The sequence below is a fragment of the Hoyosella subflava DQS3-9A1 genome (genome assembly GCF_000214175.1).
Lineage (GTDB): Bacteria > Actinomycetota > Actinomycetes > Mycobacteriales > Mycobacteriaceae > Hoyosella > Hoyosella subflava.
The window spans coordinates 726109-746671 of record NC_015564.1; the positions used below are offsets into that span (position 1 = coordinate 726109).

A 20563-nucleotide genomic window follows, 5' to 3' on the forward strand; every position below is an offset into this window, starting at 1 on the left:
GCGCGATGATGACGCATATTCCTGCTACAGCAACGGTGCGGATGGTGCCCTCCTCACGTCGTCCAGCAGGCTTCGCAGCAATTCGGCCGCCGTGCGCTGCTGGCCGGCCGTCATTGTGTGGGAGCTGTACCGAGCTTCCGCGAATAACCCAACAAGTTCCTCGGCGGGACCTCGGGTGACGTACCCCAGTGCGACGGCGCGTGCCAGAACTTCTGAGGGAGTGTCGGATTCAAGTGGTGCGGGTTCGTCTGCTTCGGTTAGCGCCTCTTCCATCTCGGCGTAGCACGCAATGATCGCTGCGCGTGGATCGTGCGCGGGTTTACTGATCGCATCGAGAGCCCGTTCCGCAGCATCGGCGAGGTCAGCAGCATGGCGGTGCTGGGCCGGTCTCTCGAGCGTGAATGTCGTTGTTTGCCTGGATCGCCTGCCTCGCATCGACAAGATCGCGCCGACTGTGAGAAGCACGACCAGGATGAGCAGGCTCGTCAGGAGGAAGGGGCTTATGTCCGGTCCGTCAGGAGCCGGAGGCAGGGTCTCCAGCGGCTCGCCCTCGTCGAGTTTGTCGTCGCCGTTTTCGATGGCCATCTCACGTGGGCCGAAGAATCGGTTGATCCACACGAAGAGCACGGTGATAGCCGCAAAGTACAGCAGGAACAGGACGATGGCGCGCCAGTCACGATCACGTGCCTGGCCACCTCTGCTCCGCCGCGGCAGCGGTGTCAGAGGCCGGAGGACCCGGGAACGCGGATACCGCCACACCACGTACACGGCCGTCGCGGTGAGGAGGATCGCGAGTATCACAACCGCGATAACAGCGATATGCCCCCATTGACCGGGTAACAATGGGTCACCGGCAGGTGGTTCACTGCCAAGCGATACTGCGAGGCCCCACAGCAGGGCAGCAGTCAGCAGCACCGGACCAGGCAGGTTCGGGCGGTGCTGGGCTGTGCGAGTCTGAGCGCGGTGGCCGCGCTGTCCCGGCATTTCGTCATCGTTGCACGAATGCCCGGAACACCGGGATGAATCGGAATCCCGCCTGCAAGATCGCTGGTGAACGCCCAGAATTGGTCCGGCAGAAGTTCGTGCGGATTGGAGTGTCGGTGAGTGGCGGTAGACTGCTGCTCGGCGATCTGCCACGTCGAAAGGACCAAGGTTTCCGTGTCGTCACCAGCTCAGTCCGCAACTGGCCCCACTATTGCCCGGGTTGATTCGGTTTCTCACGCCGTGTCCACACCCGATGTTCCCCAGCCGTACCGCGAACTCGGCCTCAAGGACGACGAGTACGCCCAGATCAGAGAAATACTTGGCCGGCGTCCCACAGACGCGGAACTCGCGATGTATTCGGTGATGTGGAGCGAACACTGCTCCTACAAGTCGTCGAAGGTTCACCTGCGTTACTTCGGTGAGACGACTACCGAAGCGATGCGTGCGTCGATGCTCGCCGGAATCGGGGAGAACGCGGGCGTCGTGGACATCGGTGACGGCTGGGCGGTGACGTTCAAGGTCGAAAGCCACAACCACCCGTCGTATGTCGAGCCGTATCAGGGCGCCGCGACGGGAGTCGGCGGCATTGTCCGTGACATCCTGGCTATGGGCGCGCGCCCGATCGCGGTGATGGATCAGCTGCGCTTTGGTGCGGCGGACCACCCTGACACTCGCCGTGTCATCGATGGCGTCGTCCGTGGTGTCGGCGGTTATGGCAACTCACTCGGTTTGCCGAACATCGGTGGCGAAACGGTTTTCGACGCGTCCTATCAGGGCAACCCGCTGGTCAATGCGCTTTGCGCTGGGGTTATGCGGGTTGAAGATCTGCATCTCGCGCATGCATCCGGCACTGGCAACAAGATCATTCTCTATGGCGCGCGCACCGGGCTCGATGGCATCGGAGGCGTCTCCGTCCTCGCCTCGGAGACGTTTGACGGGGACGAAACCGGGTCGGGGCGCAAAAAGCTGCCGTCAGTTCAGGTGGGGGACCCTTTCACCGAGAAAGTCCTGATTGAGTGTTCGCTTGAGCTCTACCACCGGGGGCTTGTCGTCGGTATCCAGGACCTCGGCGGCGCAGGGCTGTCCTGTGCCACATCCGAACTCGCGGCTGCGGGTGACGGTGGCATGCACATCGACCTCGCTCAAGTGCCGCTCCGGGCCGAGAATATGACTCCGGCGGAAATTCTCTCGTCGGAGTCACAGGAACGCATGTGCGCTGTGGTGACACCCGAGAACGTTGATGCATTCATGGAGGTGTGTCGCAAGTGGGACGTCATCGCCACCGTCATCGGCGAGGTTACTGACGGCGACCGGCTGGAAATCACCTGGCATGGCGAAACCGTGGTGGATGTCCCGCCGCGCAGTCTCGCCCATGACGGACCGGTCTACGAGCGCCCTGTGCAGCGTTCGGAGACGCAGGACGAGCTCATCGCGAACACGTCCGCCGGGCTGAGTCGGCCGTCCTCACCTGAGGAAATGGGTGAGACCCTGCTGAGGATGATCTCGTCGCCGCAGCTGTGTAGCCGGGCGTGGATCACGGAGCAGTACGACCGCTACGTACGCGGCAACACAGTTCTAGCGGAAGACGCGGACGCCGGTGTGATCCGGATCGATGAGGAGTCGGGCCGGGGGATCGCGCTCGCGACTGACTGCAACGGGCATTACACCCTGCTCGATCCGTACGCAGGTGCGCAGCTCGCTCTCGCCGAGGCGTACCGCAACGTCACAACAACTGGCGCCGTGCCGAAAGCGGTGACGAACTGCCTGAATTTCGGCTCTCCCGAAGATCCCGCTGTGATGTGGCAATTCCAGCAGGCCGTGCGCGGGCTTGCCGATGCGTGCGCGGTCCTGGGCATTCCGGTGACCGGCGGAAACGTCAGTTTCTACAATCAGACAGGTACAACGCCGATCCTGCCTACGCCGGTCGTGGGCGTCCTTGGCGTGCTCGACGATGTGCAGCGCCGTACACCGCAAACATTTGGGCTTGATGAAGGGGAAAGCCTGATTCTGCTCGGCGAAACCCGGGACGAGTTCGACGGATCGGTGTGGGCTCAGGTTGAGCATGGCCATATAGGAGGAGTGCCGCCACGCGTCGATCTCGAGCACGAGCGTCTGCTCGGCGAGATTCTGGTTGCCGCAAGCCGTGACGGCCTCATCAACGGCGCGCATGACCTCTCTGAGGGCGGTCTCGCGCAAACGGTTGTGGAGATGGCTCTCGCATCAGAGACAGGCTGCCGCATCGTCCTGCCCGAGGGCACAGACCCGTTCGTCCAGCTCTTCTCGGAGTCAGCGGGGCGTGTGCTGGTTGCTGTTCCGCGAACCGAGGAACCTCGATTCACGTCAATGTGCACGATGCGCGGGATGCCCTGGGCGCGGGTCGGCGTTGTTGTCGACGGGTCAGACACCGTCGAAGTCCAGGGACAGTTCACCTTCACACTGGATACCCTGCGCGAGCGTTTTGAAGGCGCACTGCCGGAGCTTTTCGGGCACACTACAGCCTGAAGTCAGCGAAGCAGCCAGGGGAGTGAGCACGGGGGAGGTGAGTGAAACGTGGCGTCGCCTCCCTCGTCCAGCCTCCGGCGCGCAGCGCACGGCTTCTGGTACTCGCTGCGCCTCGACCTCACCGGTCTCGCCATGGCCGGATTGTTCTTTGCATGGTCGCTGACTCCGTCACTACTGCCACGCGAGTGGCAGTACCAGGGGCTCGTCTCCGGTATCAGCCTCGCCGCAGGGTATGCGGCGGGAGTACTTCTGAGCTGGTTTTCGCGGTCAGTGATCTTTCCGCTGCTCGAGTGGCCAGCCCCCTCACGCAAGGTCGTGTGGTGGCTGCGCGGACTTGTCGGCGGCGCAACCCTGATCCTGATGGTGAGCGCGCTGATCGCGGCCGCTGGCTGGCAGAACGAGATCACCAGCCTGCTCGGTATGGAAGGCACGACAACAACGGGTTACCTGCGAACGGGCGCGCTCTCACTGGCCATTGCCGCGGCGATCATACTGACTGCGCGGGCCCTGCGAGTGTGCGTCCGAGTGGTCGGCGGCGGGATACGGCGACTGCTCCATTTGCCAGAGCCGCTGGTCAACGCGGTAGGAATCGTTGTGGTGGCAGCTGTTGTTATCACACTTGTCGACGGTGTTCTTGTCCGTGGGATGGTCACCTTCGCGAACTCGGCTTTCTCTGTCCAGAACGAAACGATGGACGCGCGGGTCATCCAGCCGACTGAGCCTGAGCGATCAGGAAGTCCGGATTCACTGGTGCCGTGGGACACACTTGGCAGGCAGGGCCGGAGTATGGTCTCCGGTGGACTGCGCGCTGCGGAACTCGAAACTGCGACGGGCCGTCCCGCGATCGAGCCGATCCGCGCGTACGTGGGCCTCGACTCCGCGGACTCCCGCGCAGCCCAGGCCGATCTGGCCGTGCGTGAATTGGTCCGGACCGGGGCTTTCGAACGTGAAGTCCTCGTTGTCGCGTCAACCACGGGCACTGGGTGGATCAACCCGAGCGCCATGCAGTCTCTCGAACTGATCTACGGTGGTGACACGGCGATCGTGGGCGTTCAGTACTCTTTCCTGCCGAGCGCGCTCTCATTTCTCGTTGACCGGGACGTCGCCGCTGACACTGGCAAGGAACTCTTCGACGCCGTGCACGAAGAATGGCTGCGGCACGACCCCGAGGCGCGGCCACGCCTCTACGTTTTCGGTGAAAGTCTCGGATCATTCGGGTCAGAAGCTGCCTTCGACGGGCTCGCGGACTTGCGTGAAAAGGTGTCTGGCGCGCTGTGGGTCGGGCCGGTGAATTCGAACTCACTCTGGCGATCGCTCACCGAGCGTCGAGACCCCGGTTCCCCCGCGATCCAGCCCACCTACGCGGGCGGACTTGTGGTGCGCTTCGCGAATCGGGTCGAAGACCTCGAGGCCATCGATGAAGGCGCACCGTGGCTCGAGCCCCGTGTGCTCTATCTGCAGCACCCCACGGATCCTGTCGTGTGGTGGTCTCCTGAGCTGCTGTTCCAGCGTCCGGACTGGCTTCGTGAACCACCGGGATATGACGTGTCTCCCTCTATGCAGTGGCGGCCAATCGTGACGTTCTGGCAGGTGTCGGCCGACCTGGCGAACGCCGCCCGCATTCCGCACGGTCACGGCCACCTGTACAGCTCATCGATTCTCGACGGCTGGCTTGCTATCGGGACGCCGGACGGATGGACTGACGCCGACACCGAGCAGGCACGCGACATACTCGGATCTATCTGGCAATACCGCACGCCGCGGCAGAGCCCCATAGTCACGGGCGAGGCGGGACAATGAGACGCGGCTTGCCTGCATACGCGCTGAGCGGGCTGCTGCTCCTGTGGAGCAATGGCGTACTTCCGGCGCGGCGATGGTCACCACACCAGCGGGCGGCCGCAAATGTCGTGGTGGGCGTCGCCGCGGTGGGTGCGTGCCGACTGATGGGTGTGGAGCGCGCAGAATTGCGGCTTGAGGCCCGCAGCCTGCCAGCAGGCGTGCGTATGGGCCTGGTGGCTTCGGCTGCGCCCACTGTCGCGTATGTCGTAATCGGCGCAACTCCTTGGTTGCGTAAGAAAGTGACCCGCGACGTGAAATCACGTCGCGAGATCATGGGGTGGGTTGTCTTTCACATTCCTATGGGAACCGTGCTGTGCGAGGAACTTGCCTTTCGGTCGGCGCTTTCCGCTCTGTGGGCGCGAGCGCTCGGTGACCGCGATCGCCGCGCGACTTCACCCGCGCAACTAGCGGGCGCGATCACCTTCGGTCTTTGGCACATCGCGCCAGCGCGTGCGGCCGGTGATCCGGTCGTCGCCACAGTGTTGTTCACCACAGCGGCAGGCCTGGTTTTCGACAGACTCGCCCAACGCAGCGGAAGCGTTGCTGCTCCGATGATCTTGCATGCGGCGGTAAATATGGGCGGAGCTCTTGTTGCGACGCGGAGAGCGCCTTTACGCGGCGCGCCACCCAACGGTGGTCTCCCGTGACGAGTTCATCCTCGCGGCGCAAGTCAGCTGATCCGGCAGCCGTCCGCTCCGCCATCCATGGTGTTGAGGCGTGGCTGAAGGACCCGGAACCTGCACAAGAACCGCCAAAAGCGCAGCTTGCCGCTGCGGTCCGGCTGACGGCTCAAGCACTGGCGCAGGTTGCGCCCGGTTCGAGCGTTGAGGTTCGGATACCGCTTTTCGTTGCTGTGCAGTGCATCGAGGGTCCTCGCCATACGAGGGGAACTCCGCCGAATGTGATGGAAACGGACGCACGTACGTGGCTACTGATCGCAGCGGGACTCACCACCCTCGACGAAGCGGTCAAAGCGGGACATGTCAGCGTTTCGGGGACGCGCGCGCGAGAGATCGAGAGGTGGCTCCCACTGGTCCGGTTATGACGCGGGTTCGCCCGCGATCACGTCGGCACCGTAGACTGGGCTGACCCCCGATCCCGGCATTAAGGGAGCGTCTCGTAGTGAGCAGTGACTCGATCCGTGAGAACTCTGTGACCGATACAACTATCGACCAGTACGAGGAAGCCACCGAGAACGAGCCCCGCGAAGAATGTGGCGTGTTCGGCGTATGGGCACCCGGTGAAGACGTCGCGAAGCTGACCTACTACGGCCTGTATGCACTGCAGCACCGTGGCCAGGAAGCCGCTGGTATCGCTGTCGGGGATGGCAGGCAGGTTCTCGTATTCAAGGATCTCGGGCTCGTCAGTCAGGTTTTCGACGAACAGACTCTGGTCGCGATGCGCGGCCACGTCGCAGTGGGACACTGCCGCTATTCCACAACTGGCGCGACGACGTGGGAAAACGCCCAACCGATTTTCAGGACGACTAGTGCGGGTACCGGGATTGCGCTGGGACACAACGGCAACCTTGTGAACACCGCCGAGCTAGCGGCGAAAGCGCGCGAAGCGGGCCTCCTCACGGGTCGCAGGCGCAAGGCCGCGACATCGGACTCAGATATTGTCGGTGCTCTCCTCGCACACGCTGCCGCAGACACTAGTGTCGAGCAAGCGGCAATGGAGCTTTTCCCTCAGCTCAAGGGCGCTTTTTGCCTGACCTTTATGGATGAGAACACGCTGTACGCGGCACGGGACCCGCATGGTGTGCGCCCGCTGTGCCTAGGTCGGCTTGATCGCGGCTGGGTTGTGGCCAGTGAGACGTCCGCCCTGGACATCGTCGGCGCCTCCTTCGTCCGTGAGATCGAACCAGGTGAGCTGCTCGCTATCGATGCGGACGGCGTGCGCTCGATGAAATTCGCGACGCCGGAACCGAAAGGCTGCGTTTTCGAGTACGTCTACCTTGCCCGGCCTGATAGCTATATCTCGGGTCGCTCCGTGCACGGTGTTCGCGTAGAGATTGGCCGTCGTCTCGCAGGCGAGTGCCCGGCGGAAGCCGACCTAGTGATTCCGGTTCCGGAATCGGGGACGCCTGCGGCAACAGGATACGCACAGGGATCGGGGATCCCCTACGGTCAGGGCCTGATGAAGAACGCGTACGTAGGCCGCACCTTCATTCAGCCTTCCCAGACCATTCGTCAGCTCGGTATCAGGCTCAAGCTGAATCCGCTGCGCGAGATGATCAAGGGAAAGCGACTAGTCGTCGTTGACGATTCAATTGTGCGCGGAAATACTCAGCGAGCGCTTGTGCGGATGCTGCGCGAGGCGGGCGCCACGGAAATCCACGTCCGAATCGCGTCCCCGCCGGTCAAATGGCCGTGCTTCTACGGGATCGACTTCGCTTCACCCGCCGAGCTCATTGCTAATGGGGCGGATTCAACTGAAGAAATGCTCGAAGCGGTGCGCTCATCCATCGGCGCAGACTCGCTCGGGTACATTTCGATCGAAGGTATGACTGAGGCGACCGCGCAGGACGCATCGCGAATGTGCCGGGCGTGTTTCGACGGTGTCTATCCAATCGAACTGTCACAGGACAGCAGGATCGGCAAGAACGTTCTGGAAGCGATGTTCGACTCGACAGAGGCTACCGAGAAAAAAGCAGCAGCACTCACTGACGGCGCGGCGCGGCATGCTGGTACCTCGGGCACTTACACAGCGCTCACCACTCCGTAGCGGCAGTTTTCCTCCCGCCGCCAAGATCCTTCAGATCTGGCCCTGCCGTGTCCGCTTTAACTGACTAAGATCAGTAGTGTGGGGCAGATCACAGGGAGTGAGAACAATGTCTGCAAACCAGACGGCATCAAAATCTGGCACTGATCATGATCCTCTAGCCACACCCGACTTCACCCCGGCCGACGTCCCCTCGCAAGCGGGGAAGACCATTGTTATTACCGGCGGTGATGGCGGTCTTGGTAAACAGTCGGCGAAAGCCCTCGCGGCCGCAAGTGCCAAGGTGATCATCGCTTGCCGCAACCTCGAACGTGCTAAAGCCGCCCTCGATGAGATCAGTTCGGTCGCAGCCGCTGATCAGCCGATACTTGTTCACCTCGACCTCGGTGATCTCGCTTCGGTGCGCGACTGCGCAGCTGAAATCAGAGATCACACGAGCACTATTGATGTGCTGGTGAACAACGCTGGCCTCATGGCGGTGCCGTACAGGGAGACGAAAGACGGCTTCGAATCGCAAATCGGCATCAATCATCTCGGTCACTTCGCGCTGACAGGACGACTCCTGCCTGAGTTGCTTGCGGCCGACGCGGGCCGGGTCGTCACGGTGACGTCGATCATGCACAACCAAGGCAAACTCGATGTTGAGGATCTCAACTACAAGCGGCGCAAGTACTTCCGCATCAACGCGTACGTGCAGTCGAAGCTTGCCAATCTGCTGTTCACAGCCGAAATGGCCAGGCGTACGGAATCAGCGAACCTGTCGCTCATTTCCGTCGGTGCGCATCCAGGCGCCGCGGCGACAGATCTTTTCGATCCGGTCGTCCCGACGCTGGGACTGCGCAGAATGGTGCGACAGATCGTCGCGATGAGCGCGAAATCCGCGGAAGAAGGTGCTTACAGCACGCTCTACGCTGCGGCCATGCCCGACGTGCGAAACAACGACTTCCTCGGTCCCTCCGAGTTCGGCGGGGTGAAGGGGCCGGTAAGTAGATGTCCGAGAAGTAAAGATGCCGACGATCATCAATTAGCTCTCGCGCTGTGGGATAAGTCGATCGCGCTGACTGGAGTCGACTACTCCGAACTCGAGCGATAGAGGGCCGCTCCGCCCTGTCACGTCGTCCGGTAGCGTTACACCGTAACTGTGACATACCAGGGGCGGAGCACACGAACCTCATGACCGACGACAACACCACAACAGCTGGAGCCTCCTACGCGGCCTCCGGTGTCGATATCGACGCCGGAGAGCGTGCGGTGGAACTGTTCAAGCCACTTGCGAAGAAGGCGACGCGGCCGGAAGTCGTCGGTGGTCTCGGTGGGTTCGCCGGTCTGTTCGCACTCAAGGACAAGTACCGTGAGCCCCTGCTCGCGGCGTCGACCGATGGTGTTGGCACGAAGATCGCCGTCGCGCAGGCGATGGACAAACATGACACCGTTGGTCTTGACCTGGTGGCCATGGTGGTCGACGACCTCGTCGTCTGCGGCGCTGAACCGTTGTTCCTGCAGGATTACATCGCCGTGGGCAAGGTAGTCCCCGAGAAAGTCGCGCAGATCGTATCTGGTATCGCTGAAGGCTGTGTGCAGGCAGGCTGTGCGCTCCTTGGGGGCGAGACAGCCGAACATCCCGGGCTGATGGGGGACTCGGACTACGACTTGTCCGCAACAGGTGTAGGGGTTGTCGAGGCGGATTCTGTGCTCGGGCCGGATCGTGTACGCCCGGGTGACGTGGTGATCGCGATGGCATCCTCTGGACTCCACTCGAACGGGTACTCGCTCGCACGGCGGGTACTGCTCGAAATCAACCGGATGTCGCTGACGGGGCACGTGGAGGAATTCGGGCGCACCCTCGGCGAGGAGCTGCTCGAACCGACGCGCATCTACGCCCGTGACTGTCTCGCTGTGATCGCGGAGACGGACGTCCGGACGTTCGCTCATGTCACCGGCGGCGGGCTTGGAGAAAATCTTTCACGGGTGATGCCGAGGGGGCTTGTCGCTGAACTCGACCGTGGCACGTGGAGCCCGGCACCAATTTTCCGGATGATTTCGCAGCGTGGCAGGGTAGAAACCGCCGAAATGGAACGCACCTTCAATATGGGTGTCGGAATGGTCGCTGTGGTGGCGCCTGACGACGTTGACCGTACTCTAGCGGTGCTGACTGCTCGCCATATGAGTTGCTGGACGATCGGCACGGTCCGCAAAGCAAATGAAGTCCACGCTGGAGATGACGTGCGTGCAATCCTCGTGGGGGAGCATCCACGCTTCTAAATGCGCAGTGCTGCACAACGGGCGGGGTGCCTTACGAGGCACCCCGCCCGTTGCGACGTTAGGGAAGCTAGGAAGCTCCGCGGCTCCAGCTCGCGTCATCGTCATCGACCCAGCGCGAGTATTCCTTCTCGTACGCGTCGTCGGAGAACGTATCGTCCCGCGAGGGGCTCGATGGCGTTCCCGACAGCTCTCGCTGAAGCCGGTCGAAGTCCGTATTCGGTGAGCTGTATTTCAGTGCCCGTGCAACCTTGGTCTGCTTCGCCTTAGCCCGGCCGCGGCCCATGGCTGACCCCCTCGCGCGATGTCGGGGTGGCCTGGGGATTTGGCGACCCCGTTCGTGTCTGATGTTCTTCCTGGCAAACACTCTACCGCGAGACGCGGACTTGCGCCGCAATGACGTCTCCGATTGCGTACGCAAGCGATGTGAACCCTACCGCATTTGCCGTACGGCTATGCTTGCTGGCTCAGAATTCTCAGATGGAGACGGCGTCTGTCGCAGCACGTACTTCGCCGACTTGCTGCCCGCCGCCCAGTACTGGCGTCGCGGGCAACTTGTCGGCACCCGGGGCGTCAAGGGCGCGGAGGACAGCAGCGGCCAGGGGTAAACGGGGCCGCTCATGGCCGTCGGCGAACTTAAATGCGAAAGCTGTGCCATCCGGCAGTCCCCCTGCGAACACACCGTCGGCGCCTGATTTACAGATGAGGCCAGGTACCGTACGCATCAAGATGACATCTGGCTTCCCAGTGCCGGACATCAAGTACGGATGAGTGGAAATTGCGCTCGTGACCTGGTGCTCAAAAGTGCCACCAGTCGCTGTTGCAAGCTTTTGGAACGCCCGGGCGAGTCCCGTCAGCGTGACAGGGATGATCGGCAGTCCGCACCCATCGACACCGAATGGGTGTTCCGGCTCCTCGGCGATTTCGCGCACGGTAGCGGCCAACTGAACTTGCAGGGGATGGGCAGGATCCATATAACTTTCCGTCGGCCAGTCCCGCTCGATGCACGCGGCAAGCATCGCCGCGTGCTTACCCGAGCAGTTCATGTAAATCTTCCGGGGCCCTTCGCCCCGGTGGATCACCCGGGCTCGCGCCGCTTCGTTAAGGGGGAGATCGGGTGGGCACTGCAGCATCTCCTCAGCCGCGCCAATCCCGTCGAGCATGCCTGTGACAATGGCCACATGGTCGGGTTCACCTTCGTGGGACGCGGTGGCGAGTGCCATGTGTTCATCGTCGGCGGGCTTGTAACCGGCACGGAGCAGGCCCACAGCCTGTAAAGGCTTGTTGGTCGACCGCGGATAGATCGGCGCATCGATACTCCCGCGCAAATGGAGTACTTGGCCTGCGGGCGTCAGGATGACGAGCGCCCCGTGGTGGACGCCCTCCACGAACCCGGACCGGACGACTTCAACGAGCGGTACGTAGTGCATGAGTGGTGAGGCCCTTCAGCGTCCGCGGAGCCTATCGACTGCCGCCCGCCCAGGCTGCACTTCCTCGTATTGGGGCAGAGAATCGGGGTCGATGGAAGCAGCAACCTCACGGCCAGGCGCCCCCGCCGTGAGTTCGGTTTCAGGTTTGATAGTTCTCTTCATCAAGGCCAGCGCAACGGGTCCGAACTCGAAGTGATCGATGACGGTGCCCACACGGCCAACAGTCCGGCCCCCGGCCGTTACCGGGTCGCCGGTCATCGGGCGATGTTCATCCGAGCCGTCAAGATGTAACAAGACCAGGTGCCGAGGCGGTTTGCCGAGGTTGTGCACGCGGGCCACCGTCTCCTGCCCGCGATAGCAGCCTTTCTCAAGATGGACGGCGCCGTGCTGCTCAGCTGTCCCGATCCAGCGAGCCTCGTGGGGGATGGTGCGCTCGTCCGTGTCAACGCCAACTCTGGGGCGCAGCGACGTGACGCGGAGCGCTTCGAGTGCCCACGTGCCTGCTGGGCGCGCTCCCGCTTGCGTGTATTCCGCCCACCAGCGAGTTAGTTGCGGCCGGGGGACCACCGCGTCCGCACGGCCCTCTGCCGGCCATCCCAGGGGTCGGGTGAACCCGCCGTCGGGGAGAGCGACGGCCTTTGTTGTGTCGGGTATGGCTTTCGCTAGTGCTGGGCCGATCAGGGTGAGAACCGCCATGTCCGCTTCGCGGACCTCGACCTTCGACCAGAAGACCATCTTCTGCAAATAACTCAGGAGTGCCGCCGCGTACTCGCGCTCAGTGTCCAGCCAGACGGTGCCATCGAAGTGCGTAGCGACGAAATGGTGTTCGATGCGCCCGTTTATGTCGAGGATCAAACTCTCGGCCGTCGCCCCGTCGGGTAAGTCAGTGAAGCTCTGGCTCGTCAGGGAGTGCAGCCAGGTGAGGCGGTCGGCACCTGTCACGGAGATCACACTTCGGTGTGATCGATCGATCACAACTAGGCCGGCTGTTGCTTCGCGCTGCTCGACCAGTGGATCACCACAATGCCAGGCAACCCCCTGATCAGGCCATTCTTCCGGTGCTGGTACAGCACCTGGTACGGCAAGGAGCGGACTCGAATATGTCGCTGCGGTAGATGTGCTGGTGTCGTCGGGAGCGTTGCCTCGTTCGCGTGCATCGGGATCGGCCACGTCAACGATCCTACGGGCGCGCCGCCGAATACGCTTTTGTTCATGGCTGAGCAGGTTCTGGTGACGCTCGATTGCGAGCTTCGTGACGCGGATGAGCCTCTGTTGCACGCGGACGATATGGCTGCGCTGCGCGGAGATGGGGTTTTCGAAACTCTTCTTGTCCGGCGGGGGAAAGCGCTCAACCTGGAGGCTCACCTGACGCGGCTCGCGCACTCCGCGGAGTTGCTCGATCTTCCTGAAACTGCACCTAGCGACTGGCGTGACGCGGTGGCGATGGCTGTCCAGCGCTGGGGTGACCGGCGCGAAGGTGCCCTTCGTCTTGTGTACAGCCGGGGCCGTGAGAACGCAGGTAGTGCGATCACGGCCTATGTGCTGGTGAGCCCGCTGAACCAGCGGGTGCATCAGGCACGATCTAGTGGCGTAACCGTGATCACATTGGAGCGTGGGTACGCGAGTGATCTCAAAGAGTTCGCACCCTGGCTGCTCCTGGGCGCGAAAACATTGTCCTACGCGGTGAACATGGCCGCGATCCGGTACGCCCTCCGCAACGGTGCCGACGACGCTGTGTTCGTCAGCTCCGACGGCTACGTTCTCGAAGGCCCGCGATCCACCGTCATGATTCTGCGTGGACGCGAACTTCTGACGCCACCGCTCGATTATGGCGTTCTTCCGGGCACGACCCAGCAAGCCGTGTTCGCCATGGCTGAGGAGTACGGCTTTACGGCTGCTTACGCCGCGCTCACGGTCGTTGACCTGCTCAACGCCGACGGTGCGTGGCTGGTGTCGAGTGTCGCGCTGGGAGCGCGGATCACCTCCCTCAATGGGATTCGTATGCCCGAGCCTGCTGCGGCGGTCGAGGTGGCGCGTCTGGTCGACCGGGCTGTCGAGAAAGCGGATTAGCTGGTGGGGGCATGGCTACCGCCCGGTGAGGTGTGTTCAAGCTCCAAAGCTTCGCTGTGTTCGACAAGTGCGTCGTAATCGACGGCAGCTCCGCGGAGTAGCGTTTCGATCGCTTCTTCGGCTTCTGAATCAGTGAGGTGGAGGCGGCCAAATAGGGCCCTGTAGTGGACAAGTGAGCTGATCATGTCGAGCAGCATCTCGCGGTCCACGTCAGGGCGGAGGTCCCCGCGCCCGATTGCGCGGTCGATGGTGCACCCGACCGCCCCGCGGGGCGGCTCGACGACGGTCGCCATGTAGCGGCCACGAAGTTCTGGGTCCGTCGCGCAGTCGGCGTAGAGCGCGATGAGTACGTCGGGCCTGATGGTGCGGTAGGCGGCAAGGAAAACGTTGAGCCCTTCACCTAAGTCACACAGAGTGCAACCCGTGTCCGGCGGCGTCGGGACGGCTAGCCGCATGGCGATTGCTGCCAGTACCAGAGGCACCCGGCCGGGCCAGCGGCGGTAAATCGCGGGCCTGGTCGTGCCCGCCCGCCGAGCCACCTCTTCCAGTGAGAGCTTGGCGTATCCCGTTTCGTCGAGGACCGCGAGCGCGGCCCTGAGTATCGCGTCATCTAGTTGCGGATCGCGGGGGCGGCCGACGGCGGTCTCGCCGGAATGGTGGCGCGGGGTGGACATGTTTTAAAGGGTATCGTAACGTTACGAGTCGTATCGTAATGAAACTGTGCGAAAGGAAGTGGAGAAATGTCGGCTAGGGCCAGCACTGCAGTTCCACTGCGGGTCCTGCTACTGGTGGGCAGCATCCGGGCAGGCCGCTTCGGGCACGTTCCCGCAGCATGGGCAGCGGAGCGCGCGCGTGAACGCAACGACATTGCTCTTGATGTCGCTGACCTCGCTGACATCAGGCTGCCGGTTGTTCTTCCTGGTGACGACGAGCATGCACCGGTGGCAAACGAAGTCGCCATGCTCGGGAAGCGCATCCAGGCCGCGGACGCGGTCGTCATCGTCACGCCCGTGTACAACCGGGGTTATCCAGCGTCGCTGAAGAACGCGATCGACTGGTTCCACGACGAGTGGGCCGCGACTCCAGTGGGATTCGTGTCGTACGGGGGCATGAGCGGTGGAATCGAAGCTGTCGAGCAACTTCGGGGCGTGTTCGCCGAACTACGAACTATGACGATCCGCAACGTGCTGAGCTTCGCGAACTTCTGGGAACGCTTCGACAACGGGGGTCAGCCGGTCAACGCTGATTCCGCTCGAGCGGCGGCGACAGCGTTTTTTGATCAGCTGCTGTGGTGGGCCCGCGCCCTGCGTTCTGCACGGTGGGAGGCCGCGTGATGACGAATCCGCGTACCGCATCGGAAACCGCGCAGTCCGGAGACCGCGCGACCATGAAGGAGTGGGCGGGCCTCGCGCTGCTCCTGCTCCCCATGCTTGCGTTGGCTACCGACATAACCGTCTTGTTCTTCGCGCTCCCCACCATCACCGCAGACCTAAGTCCGTCCGCTGCGCAGGGCCTGTGGATCGTGCATGTGTACGGATTCCTCATTGCCGGGTTCCTTATCACGATGGGACGTCTCGGTGACCGGATCGGGCGTCGCAAACTCTTGCTGACCGGTGGTGCAGCGTTCGCCGTACTTTCTGTCGTTGCCGCGTATTCCACTAGTCCTGAGATGCTCATCGCAGCCCGTGCGCTGCTAGGGATTGCGGGTGCGACACTGATGCCGTCTCTGTTCTCGCTGCTGCGAACGATGTTCCCGAACGACGATCAGCGCCGGTTCGCGATCGCCGTGATTTTCAGTGCGTTCGCGGGAGGCGGAGCGATTGGCCCTCTTATGGGGGGAGCTTTGCTGGAGTTCTTCTGGTGGGGGTCTGTCTTCCTGATCAACGTTCCTGCGCTTTTTCTCCTCGTTGTCCTGGGCCCACGGCTGCTACCGGAACAGCGTGAGGAGAACCCCGCCCCGCTCGATTTAGTCAGCGTCGCGCTATCGGTTGTTGCGATGCTCGCCATCGTCTACGGATTGCAGGATCTCGCCGCCGGCTATGACGTGGCTTCAAGTCATCCCGCCTGGCTGAACTTGCTGATCGCGGGTGGAGGTGCAGGTCTTTTCGGTCTCTTCATCCGCCGCCAGCGCAGCCTGCGCGAGCCGCTTTTCGACCTTGTCCTGCTAACGCGGCGACGCACGGCAATCCCGCTGGCCGCCCTGCTGCTAACGGGCATCGGTGTGGTTGGCGTCTTCTATCTCTTCACCCAGTACCTCCAGTGGGTTGCTGGGCTTTCGCCACTTCACGCGGGGCTGTGGACGCTGCCGTACATCGTGGTCAATATCGCTGGTGCGATGCTCGCGCCCGGTCTGGTCGCGCGCTTTCGCCAGGCTCTCGTGGTCACGGCGGGACTGTCGATCACCGCACTCGGCCTAGTGTTCGTCGCGATTGCCGGGAGCAGCCCACTCGGCGTTGTTGTTGCTGCGATCGCCGTAACCGGGTTCGGGCACGGTGTCGCGATGGCGCTGGTCAGTGACCTCATCATCTCGGGTGCCCCAGCTGAGCGGGCTGGCTCGGCGGCCGCAGCCCAAGAGGTCAGTGGCGAGCTTGGCACGGCCGCCGGCATCGCAGCCGGGGGCGCGATCGGTGTGCTCGCATACCGAATTACGCTGATTGACGCGATCCCACCGGGCACGCCAGAGACCGCGGCGGCCGCCGCTCGGTCCGGTATCCATGAGGGTGTGGCTGCCGCGGAACGGCTAGGGGCGCGCGGCCACGGCCTCGTCGATGCGGTACGTGAAGCTTTCACGGCCGGAATGCAGGTTTACGCGGGCGTTGGTGCTGCGATCACCGCTGCGGCGACGCTCCTCGTTGCTGTCACGCTCGCTGCTCGGGGGCGTGGCTAGCAATTTCGGGGAAAAGGCCCGCTCGTGCGACCTGGCCGCTGATTTCCTGAGGGATGACGCTGCCGAGCCACTTCGACGTACCGATCAGGGATTCGAGATCGACGCCCGTGCTGACACCCATGTTGCGCAATATGTACGCGAGATCTTCGGTAGCGATGTTGCCCGTGGCGTTGGGCGCGAATGGGCAGCCACCAAGGCCGCCCACTGACGCATCGAGAGTGGTGGCTCCGGACTCAACGCCCACGATCGCGTTGAGGTACCCCGTGTTACGAGTGTTGTGAAGGTGCAGTCCGAGGGGAAGTTCGGGCCAATTCTCGCGCAGCGCGCTGATCAGCGACCGGATCTGGGTCGGCACCGCGCATCCGATCGTGTCAGCGAGGATCAGTTCGTCTGCCCCGGCGTTCACGAGCTGGGCAGCCACCGCCTGGACCGCCGCAGCCGGAACAGGCCCTGCGAAAGGGCATCCGAAGGCCACGGCCACAACGGCCGTGAGCTTCTTGCCGCTGGCGTGCAACGGGTCAACCGCAGCTGCAAACTCGGCGACGGTGGCTTCGACGGTTGCATTGACGTTGCGGATGTTAAACGCGTCGGTCGCGGACACCGCGAAACGGATCTCGTCGAGTTCACATTCGAGCGCGCGATGCACACCCCGGCCGTTGAGGACGAGGCCAGCGATCGCGACGTCACCTGGACGTTCGATCTCGCGCAGGATCTGCTCCGCCCCGGCCATTCGGGGTACCCGACGCTCGTTGACGAAACTGACTGCCTCCACCAGCGCCGGGTTGGCGCCGAGCAGCCGGTTGATCAGATCGATGCGCTCGGCGACGGAGAATTCGTGTGCCAGGTTTTGCAGACCGTCGCGGGGGCCCACCTCGGCTATGCGCACGTCAGGCATGATCGCTTCCCAGGATTGCCTCGTTGTCCGTGCCGGGTGTTGCGCGTCCGAGCCAGTTGACCTTGCCGGGTGTCACTGAAAGCCTCGGGACGACGCCGGGGATGGCAAGGTCACCGAACCGATCGTCGGGTTGCCGCACAATCATGCCCCGTTCTTGAACGTGCGGGTCTTCGACGATGTCGGCGATCGAGTTGATGGGGCCCCAAACGACAGCCTGCGCATCGAGCGCGCTGGTGAGCTCGTCGTACGTCAGTTGCGACGACCATTCCGCGATGATCCGGTCGATCTCCTCGCCGTTCTCTCCACGCGGTATGTGTGTGGCGAACCGAGGGTCGGCAGCAAGTTCGGGCATGTTCATCGCGCGAGTTAGCCGCGTGAACATCGGATCGGCATTCGCCGCGATCACGATGTGGCGTCCCTCCTTCGTCGGATAGACGTTGCTCGGCGCGAGGCTCTTCAGGCTCGTGCCCGTCGGCTCACGGACAATGCCGAGCTTGTCGTAGTCCGGAAGTGTGGATTCGAGCATCGCGAAGCAGCTTTCGAGGATTGACGCGTCCACGACCTGCCCTGTGCCACCGCGCGCGTCACGCCAGTACAGCGCCATCAGAAGTCCCTCGAAGGCGAACAGTGCCGCCAAGGTGTCCCCGAGTGAGATTCCGCAGCGCGGCGGGACTCCACCCGGGAAACCGTTGATGTAGCGCAGGCCGCCCATCGCTTCGCCGACGCTCGCGAAGCCTGGCCGCGATGCGTAGGGTCCGGTCTGGCCGAAGCCGGAGATACGCACGATGATCAGCCCAGGGTTGATCTTGTGTAGTTCCTCAGGTCCGATGCCCCAGCGTTCGAGGGTCCCTGGCCGGAAGTTCTCCACGATCGCGTCAGCATCCTTGACGAGTTCACGAAGCACGTCGCGGCCTTCGCTGGTGCTCAGGTCGACGGTAACCGACTTCTTGTTGCGGGCTATCACGGCCCACCACAAGCTGGTGCCGTCTACTTTCTTGCCCCAGTCGCGCATGGGGTCCCCACGGCCGGGCGGTTCGATCTTGATCACTTCGGCGCCGAAGTCGGCGAGACGGCTACCAGTGAACGGGCCTGCGATGAGCTGGCCCATTTCGAGGATGCGGACGCCCTGTAGCGGGGTTGTTTCGCTCACTGCCCCATTGTCCCCGACACAGGGGAGGGGGCCAATGGAAAATTGTCCGAGCCAGCGCCCAGGATGAGGACTTCAGTCCCTTGCATTACGTGCCGAACGGCTCTGCCTGGCGGCGCCGAGCCGAGGGAAGAATTGGCGTCGTCCCGTTCCGGGAAGGCGCGGCGTGGGTGTGACCAACGTCTACTACAGCGTGTAGTGACTACTACCTCTAGTAGTAGTACCGTCTTTTGCATGGCCGAGTAGTGCCGGTAGTTCTCGGTCGCACCTTCCAACCGCCAGGGCTGGTCCGCCCTAGTTTGGAGTACGCCGTGAACAGCCTGGAAGCGCTGGATGTCGCTCGGTGGCAATTCGGGATCACAACCGTCTACCACTTCATCTTCGTCCCGCTGACGATTGGCCTGGCGCCACTCGTCGCCGTGATGCAGACGATGTGGATGGTCACCGGCAAAGACCACTGGTACCGGCTAACGAAGTTCTTCGGCAAGCTTTTCCTGATCAACTTCGCACTCGGTATCGTGACCGGCATCGTCCAGGAGTTCCAGTTCGGCATGAACTGGAGCGAGTACTCACGGTTCATCGGTGATGTATTCGGTGCGCCGCTCGCGCTCGAAGGACTCGCTGCCTTCTTCATCGAATCGACGTTTCTCGGGTTGTGGATCTTCGGCTGGGGGAGATTGCCACGACTCGTGCACCTCGCGACGATCTGGATGGTAGCGATCGGGGTCAACGCGTCGGCGTACTTCATCATCGTTGCCAACTCGTTCATGCAGCACCCCGTCGGTGCCGTGTTCAACGAGGAAACGGGACGCGCAGAACTCACCAGCATCTGGGAGCTTCTGACGAATCCCACGGCACTCGCGGCCTTCCCGCACACCATCGCCGGCAGCTTCCTCACCGCCGCGACGTTTGTCGCCGGTGTCGGTGGCTGGTGGATGGTACGCAGGATGCGCCAGGCGAAGACTGCGGCACCCGAGGAAGCGGCGGAGTACGAAGAAGAAGCCCGCACGATGTGGCGGCCGGTTACTCGTCTCGCTCTTGGGGTGATGATCGCCTCGGGCTTCGCGCTCGCTGTCACGGGGGACATCCAGGCCAAGCTCATGTTCGAGCAGCAGCCGATGAAGATGGCCTCAGCTGAGGCACTGTGCCACACCGAACGTGGCGCGGAGTTCTCGCTCCTCACTATCGGCGACCACAACAATGACTGCGAAAACGTGCGGCATATCCTCGCCGTGCCTGGGTTGACCTCCTTCTTGGCGACAAATGACTTCAACGCAGAACTCATGGGTGTGGTCGAGCTGCAGGAGATGTACTCGGAGCGTTACGGGGAGGCCAATTATCAGCCCAACCTGTTCATCACCTACTGGTCATTCCGGCTGATGATCGGTCTCGCGTTTGGTTCGGCGGCACTCGCTCTCGCAGGCCTGTGGGTGACGCGCCGTGGACGCGTCCCGGACCAGGAGTGGTTCGGCAAGCTGGCGATCTTCGCGATCCCGACACCGTTCCTCGCGAACAGCTTCGGCTGGATCTTCACGGAAATGGGACGACAGCCCTGGGTTGTGGTGCCCAACCTGACAGGTGTCGACCAGGTCCGTCTCATGACGGCTGACGCGGTGTCGAACCACTCCGCCGGGTTGGTGCTTGCCTCGCTCATCACCTTCACGCTGGTGTACGGCGCGCTCGCGGTCGTCTGGTTCTATCTGCTCCGGCGTTACGTCCTGGAAGGGCCGCTCGAACACGATAAGCATCCGCACAAACACGACGACGATGAATCTGGCGATGACGTGAAACCGTTGTCGTTCGCCTACTAAGCGGGGAAACCGACC

General features: G+C 62.8%; 18 protein-coding genes. 11 read left to right on the top strand and 7 right to left on the bottom strand.

Annotation, left to right across the window (positions count from 1 at the left end; translation table 11 throughout):
• Positions 1 to 24: 24 nt before the first annotated feature.
• Positions 25 to 984: a DUF4129 domain-containing protein gene (locus AS9A_RS22555; RefSeq protein WP_013805495.1), complete on the bottom strand. Its 960-nt coding sequence runs from the start codon at positions 982 to 984 to the stop codon at positions 25 to 27.
• 210 nt (positions 985 to 1194) lie between these two features.
• On the opposite strand from AS9A_RS22555, the gene purL reads away from it, so the two are divergent.
• From purL to purM, 7 genes are all read left to right on the top strand, one after another.
• Complete coding sequence (purL, locus tag AS9A_RS03390) at positions 1195 to 3486, top strand: phosphoribosylformylglycinamidine synthase subunit PurL (RefSeq protein WP_041451464.1); 2292 nt, start codon at positions 1195 to 1197, stop codon at positions 3484 to 3486.
• Between the two features lie 48 nt (positions 3487 to 3534).
• Positions 3535 to 5286, top strand: coding sequence for an alpha/beta hydrolase (locus tag AS9A_RS03395; protein ID WP_013805498.1), 1752 nt, complete (start codon positions 3535 to 3537; stop codon positions 5284 to 5286).
• On the top strand, positions 5283 to 5972 hold the full coding sequence (locus AS9A_RS03400) for a CPBP family intramembrane glutamic endopeptidase (protein ID WP_013805499.1): 690 nt from the start codon (positions 5283 to 5285) through the stop codon (positions 5970 to 5972). The genes AS9A_RS03395 and AS9A_RS03400 overlap by 4 nt, the downstream gene beginning before the upstream one ends.
• The gene (locus AS9A_RS03405; protein ID WP_013805500.1) at positions 5969 to 6370 is read left to right on the top strand and encodes a sterol carrier family protein; all 402 of its coding nucleotides are present in this window, start codon (positions 5969 to 5971) and stop codon (positions 6368 to 6370) included. Before AS9A_RS03400 ends, AS9A_RS03405 begins: the two co-directional genes overlap by 4 nt.
• Before the next feature lie 92 nt (positions 6371 to 6462).
• Positions 6463 to 8052: an amidophosphoribosyltransferase gene (gene purF / locus AS9A_RS03410; protein ID WP_049793835.1), complete on the top strand. Its 1590-nt coding sequence runs from the start codon at positions 6463 to 6465 to the stop codon at positions 8050 to 8052.
• A gap of 106 nt (positions 8053 to 8158) precedes the next feature.
• Positions 8159 to 9142 (top strand): oxidoreductase, encoded by a 984-nt coding sequence (locus AS9A_RS03415; protein ID WP_013805502.1) that lies wholly within the window; start codon positions 8159 to 8161, stop codon positions 9140 to 9142.
• Positions 9143 to 9222: 80 nt separating this feature from the next.
• Positions 9223 to 10311, top strand: coding sequence for a phosphoribosylformylglycinamidine cyclo-ligase (gene purM / locus AS9A_RS03420; RefSeq protein WP_013805503.1), 1089 nt, complete (start codon positions 9223 to 9225; stop codon positions 10309 to 10311).
• A gap of 67 nt (positions 10312 to 10378) precedes the next feature.
• Here purM and AS9A_RS03425 read toward each other — a convergent pair whose 3' ends face one another.
• The 3 genes from AS9A_RS03425 to ygfZ all read right to left on the bottom strand — a co-directional run bounded on the left by AS9A_RS03425 (position 10379) and on the right by ygfZ (position 12908).
• Entirely contained in the window at positions 10379 to 10594 is a 216-nt protein-coding gene (locus AS9A_RS03425; protein ID WP_013805504.1) for a DUF3073 domain-containing protein, read from the bottom strand.
• 190 nt (positions 10595 to 10784) lie between these two features.
• A complete protein-coding gene (locus AS9A_RS03430; RefSeq protein ID WP_013805505.1) occupies positions 10785 to 11738 on the bottom strand; it encodes an asparaginase in 954 nt (317 codons plus the stop codon).
• A 15-nt stretch (positions 11739 to 11753) separates the two neighbouring features.
• The gene (ygfZ, locus tag AS9A_RS03435; RefSeq protein WP_013805506.1) at positions 11754 to 12908 is read right to left on the bottom strand and encodes a CAF17-like 4Fe-4S cluster assembly/insertion protein YgfZ; all 1155 of its coding nucleotides are present in this window, start codon (positions 12906 to 12908) and stop codon (positions 11754 to 11756) included.
• A 42-nt stretch (positions 12909 to 12950) separates the two neighbouring features.
• On the opposite strand from ygfZ, the gene AS9A_RS03440 reads away from it, so the two are divergent.
• The gene (locus tag AS9A_RS03440) at positions 12951 to 13808 is read left to right on the top strand and encodes an aminodeoxychorismate lyase (protein ID WP_013805507.1); all 858 of its coding nucleotides are present in this window, start codon (positions 12951 to 12953) and stop codon (positions 13806 to 13808) included.
• Here the strand turns inward: AS9A_RS03440 and AS9A_RS03445 are convergent.
• On the bottom strand, positions 13805 to 14482 hold the full coding sequence (locus tag AS9A_RS03445; RefSeq protein ID WP_013805508.1) for a TetR/AcrR family transcriptional regulator: 678 nt from the start codon (positions 14480 to 14482) through the stop codon (positions 13805 to 13807). The genes AS9A_RS03440 and AS9A_RS03445 overlap by 4 nt on opposite strands.
• 66 nt (positions 14483 to 14548) lie before the next feature.
• Here AS9A_RS03445 and AS9A_RS03450 point away from each other — a divergent pair, with 66 nt between their 5' ends.
• Positions 14549 to 15142, top strand: coding sequence for an NADPH-dependent FMN reductase (locus AS9A_RS03450; RefSeq protein WP_013805509.1), 594 nt, complete (start codon positions 14549 to 14551; stop codon positions 15140 to 15142).
• Positions 15142 to 16695, top strand: a complete 1554-nt coding sequence (locus tag AS9A_RS03455) for an MFS transporter (RefSeq protein WP_041450836.1) — start codon at positions 15142 to 15144, stop codon at positions 16693 to 16695. Before AS9A_RS03450 ends, AS9A_RS03455 begins: the two co-directional genes overlap by 1 nt.
• Here AS9A_RS03455 and AS9A_RS03460 read toward each other — a convergent pair.
• Both AS9A_RS03460 and AS9A_RS03465 read right to left on the bottom strand, forming a co-directional pair.
• On the bottom strand, positions 16667 to 17590 hold the full coding sequence (locus AS9A_RS03460; protein WP_013805511.1) for a hydroxymethylglutaryl-CoA lyase: 924 nt from the start codon (positions 17588 to 17590) through the stop codon (positions 16667 to 16669). The genes AS9A_RS03455 and AS9A_RS03460 overlap by 29 nt on opposite strands.
• The gene (locus AS9A_RS03465) at positions 17583 to 18740 is read right to left on the bottom strand and encodes a CaiB/BaiF CoA transferase family protein (RefSeq protein WP_013805512.1); all 1158 of its coding nucleotides are present in this window, start codon (positions 18738 to 18740) and stop codon (positions 17583 to 17585) included. The genes AS9A_RS03460 and AS9A_RS03465 overlap by 8 nt, the downstream gene beginning before the upstream one ends.
• Before the next feature lie 317 nt (positions 18741 to 19057).
• Between AS9A_RS03465 and AS9A_RS03470 the strand changes: the two genes are divergently transcribed.
• A complete protein-coding gene (locus AS9A_RS03470) occupies positions 19058 to 20548 on the top strand; it encodes a cytochrome ubiquinol oxidase subunit I (RefSeq protein ID WP_041451466.1) in 1491 nt (496 codons plus the stop codon).
• Positions 20549 to 20563 lie beyond the last annotated feature (15 nt).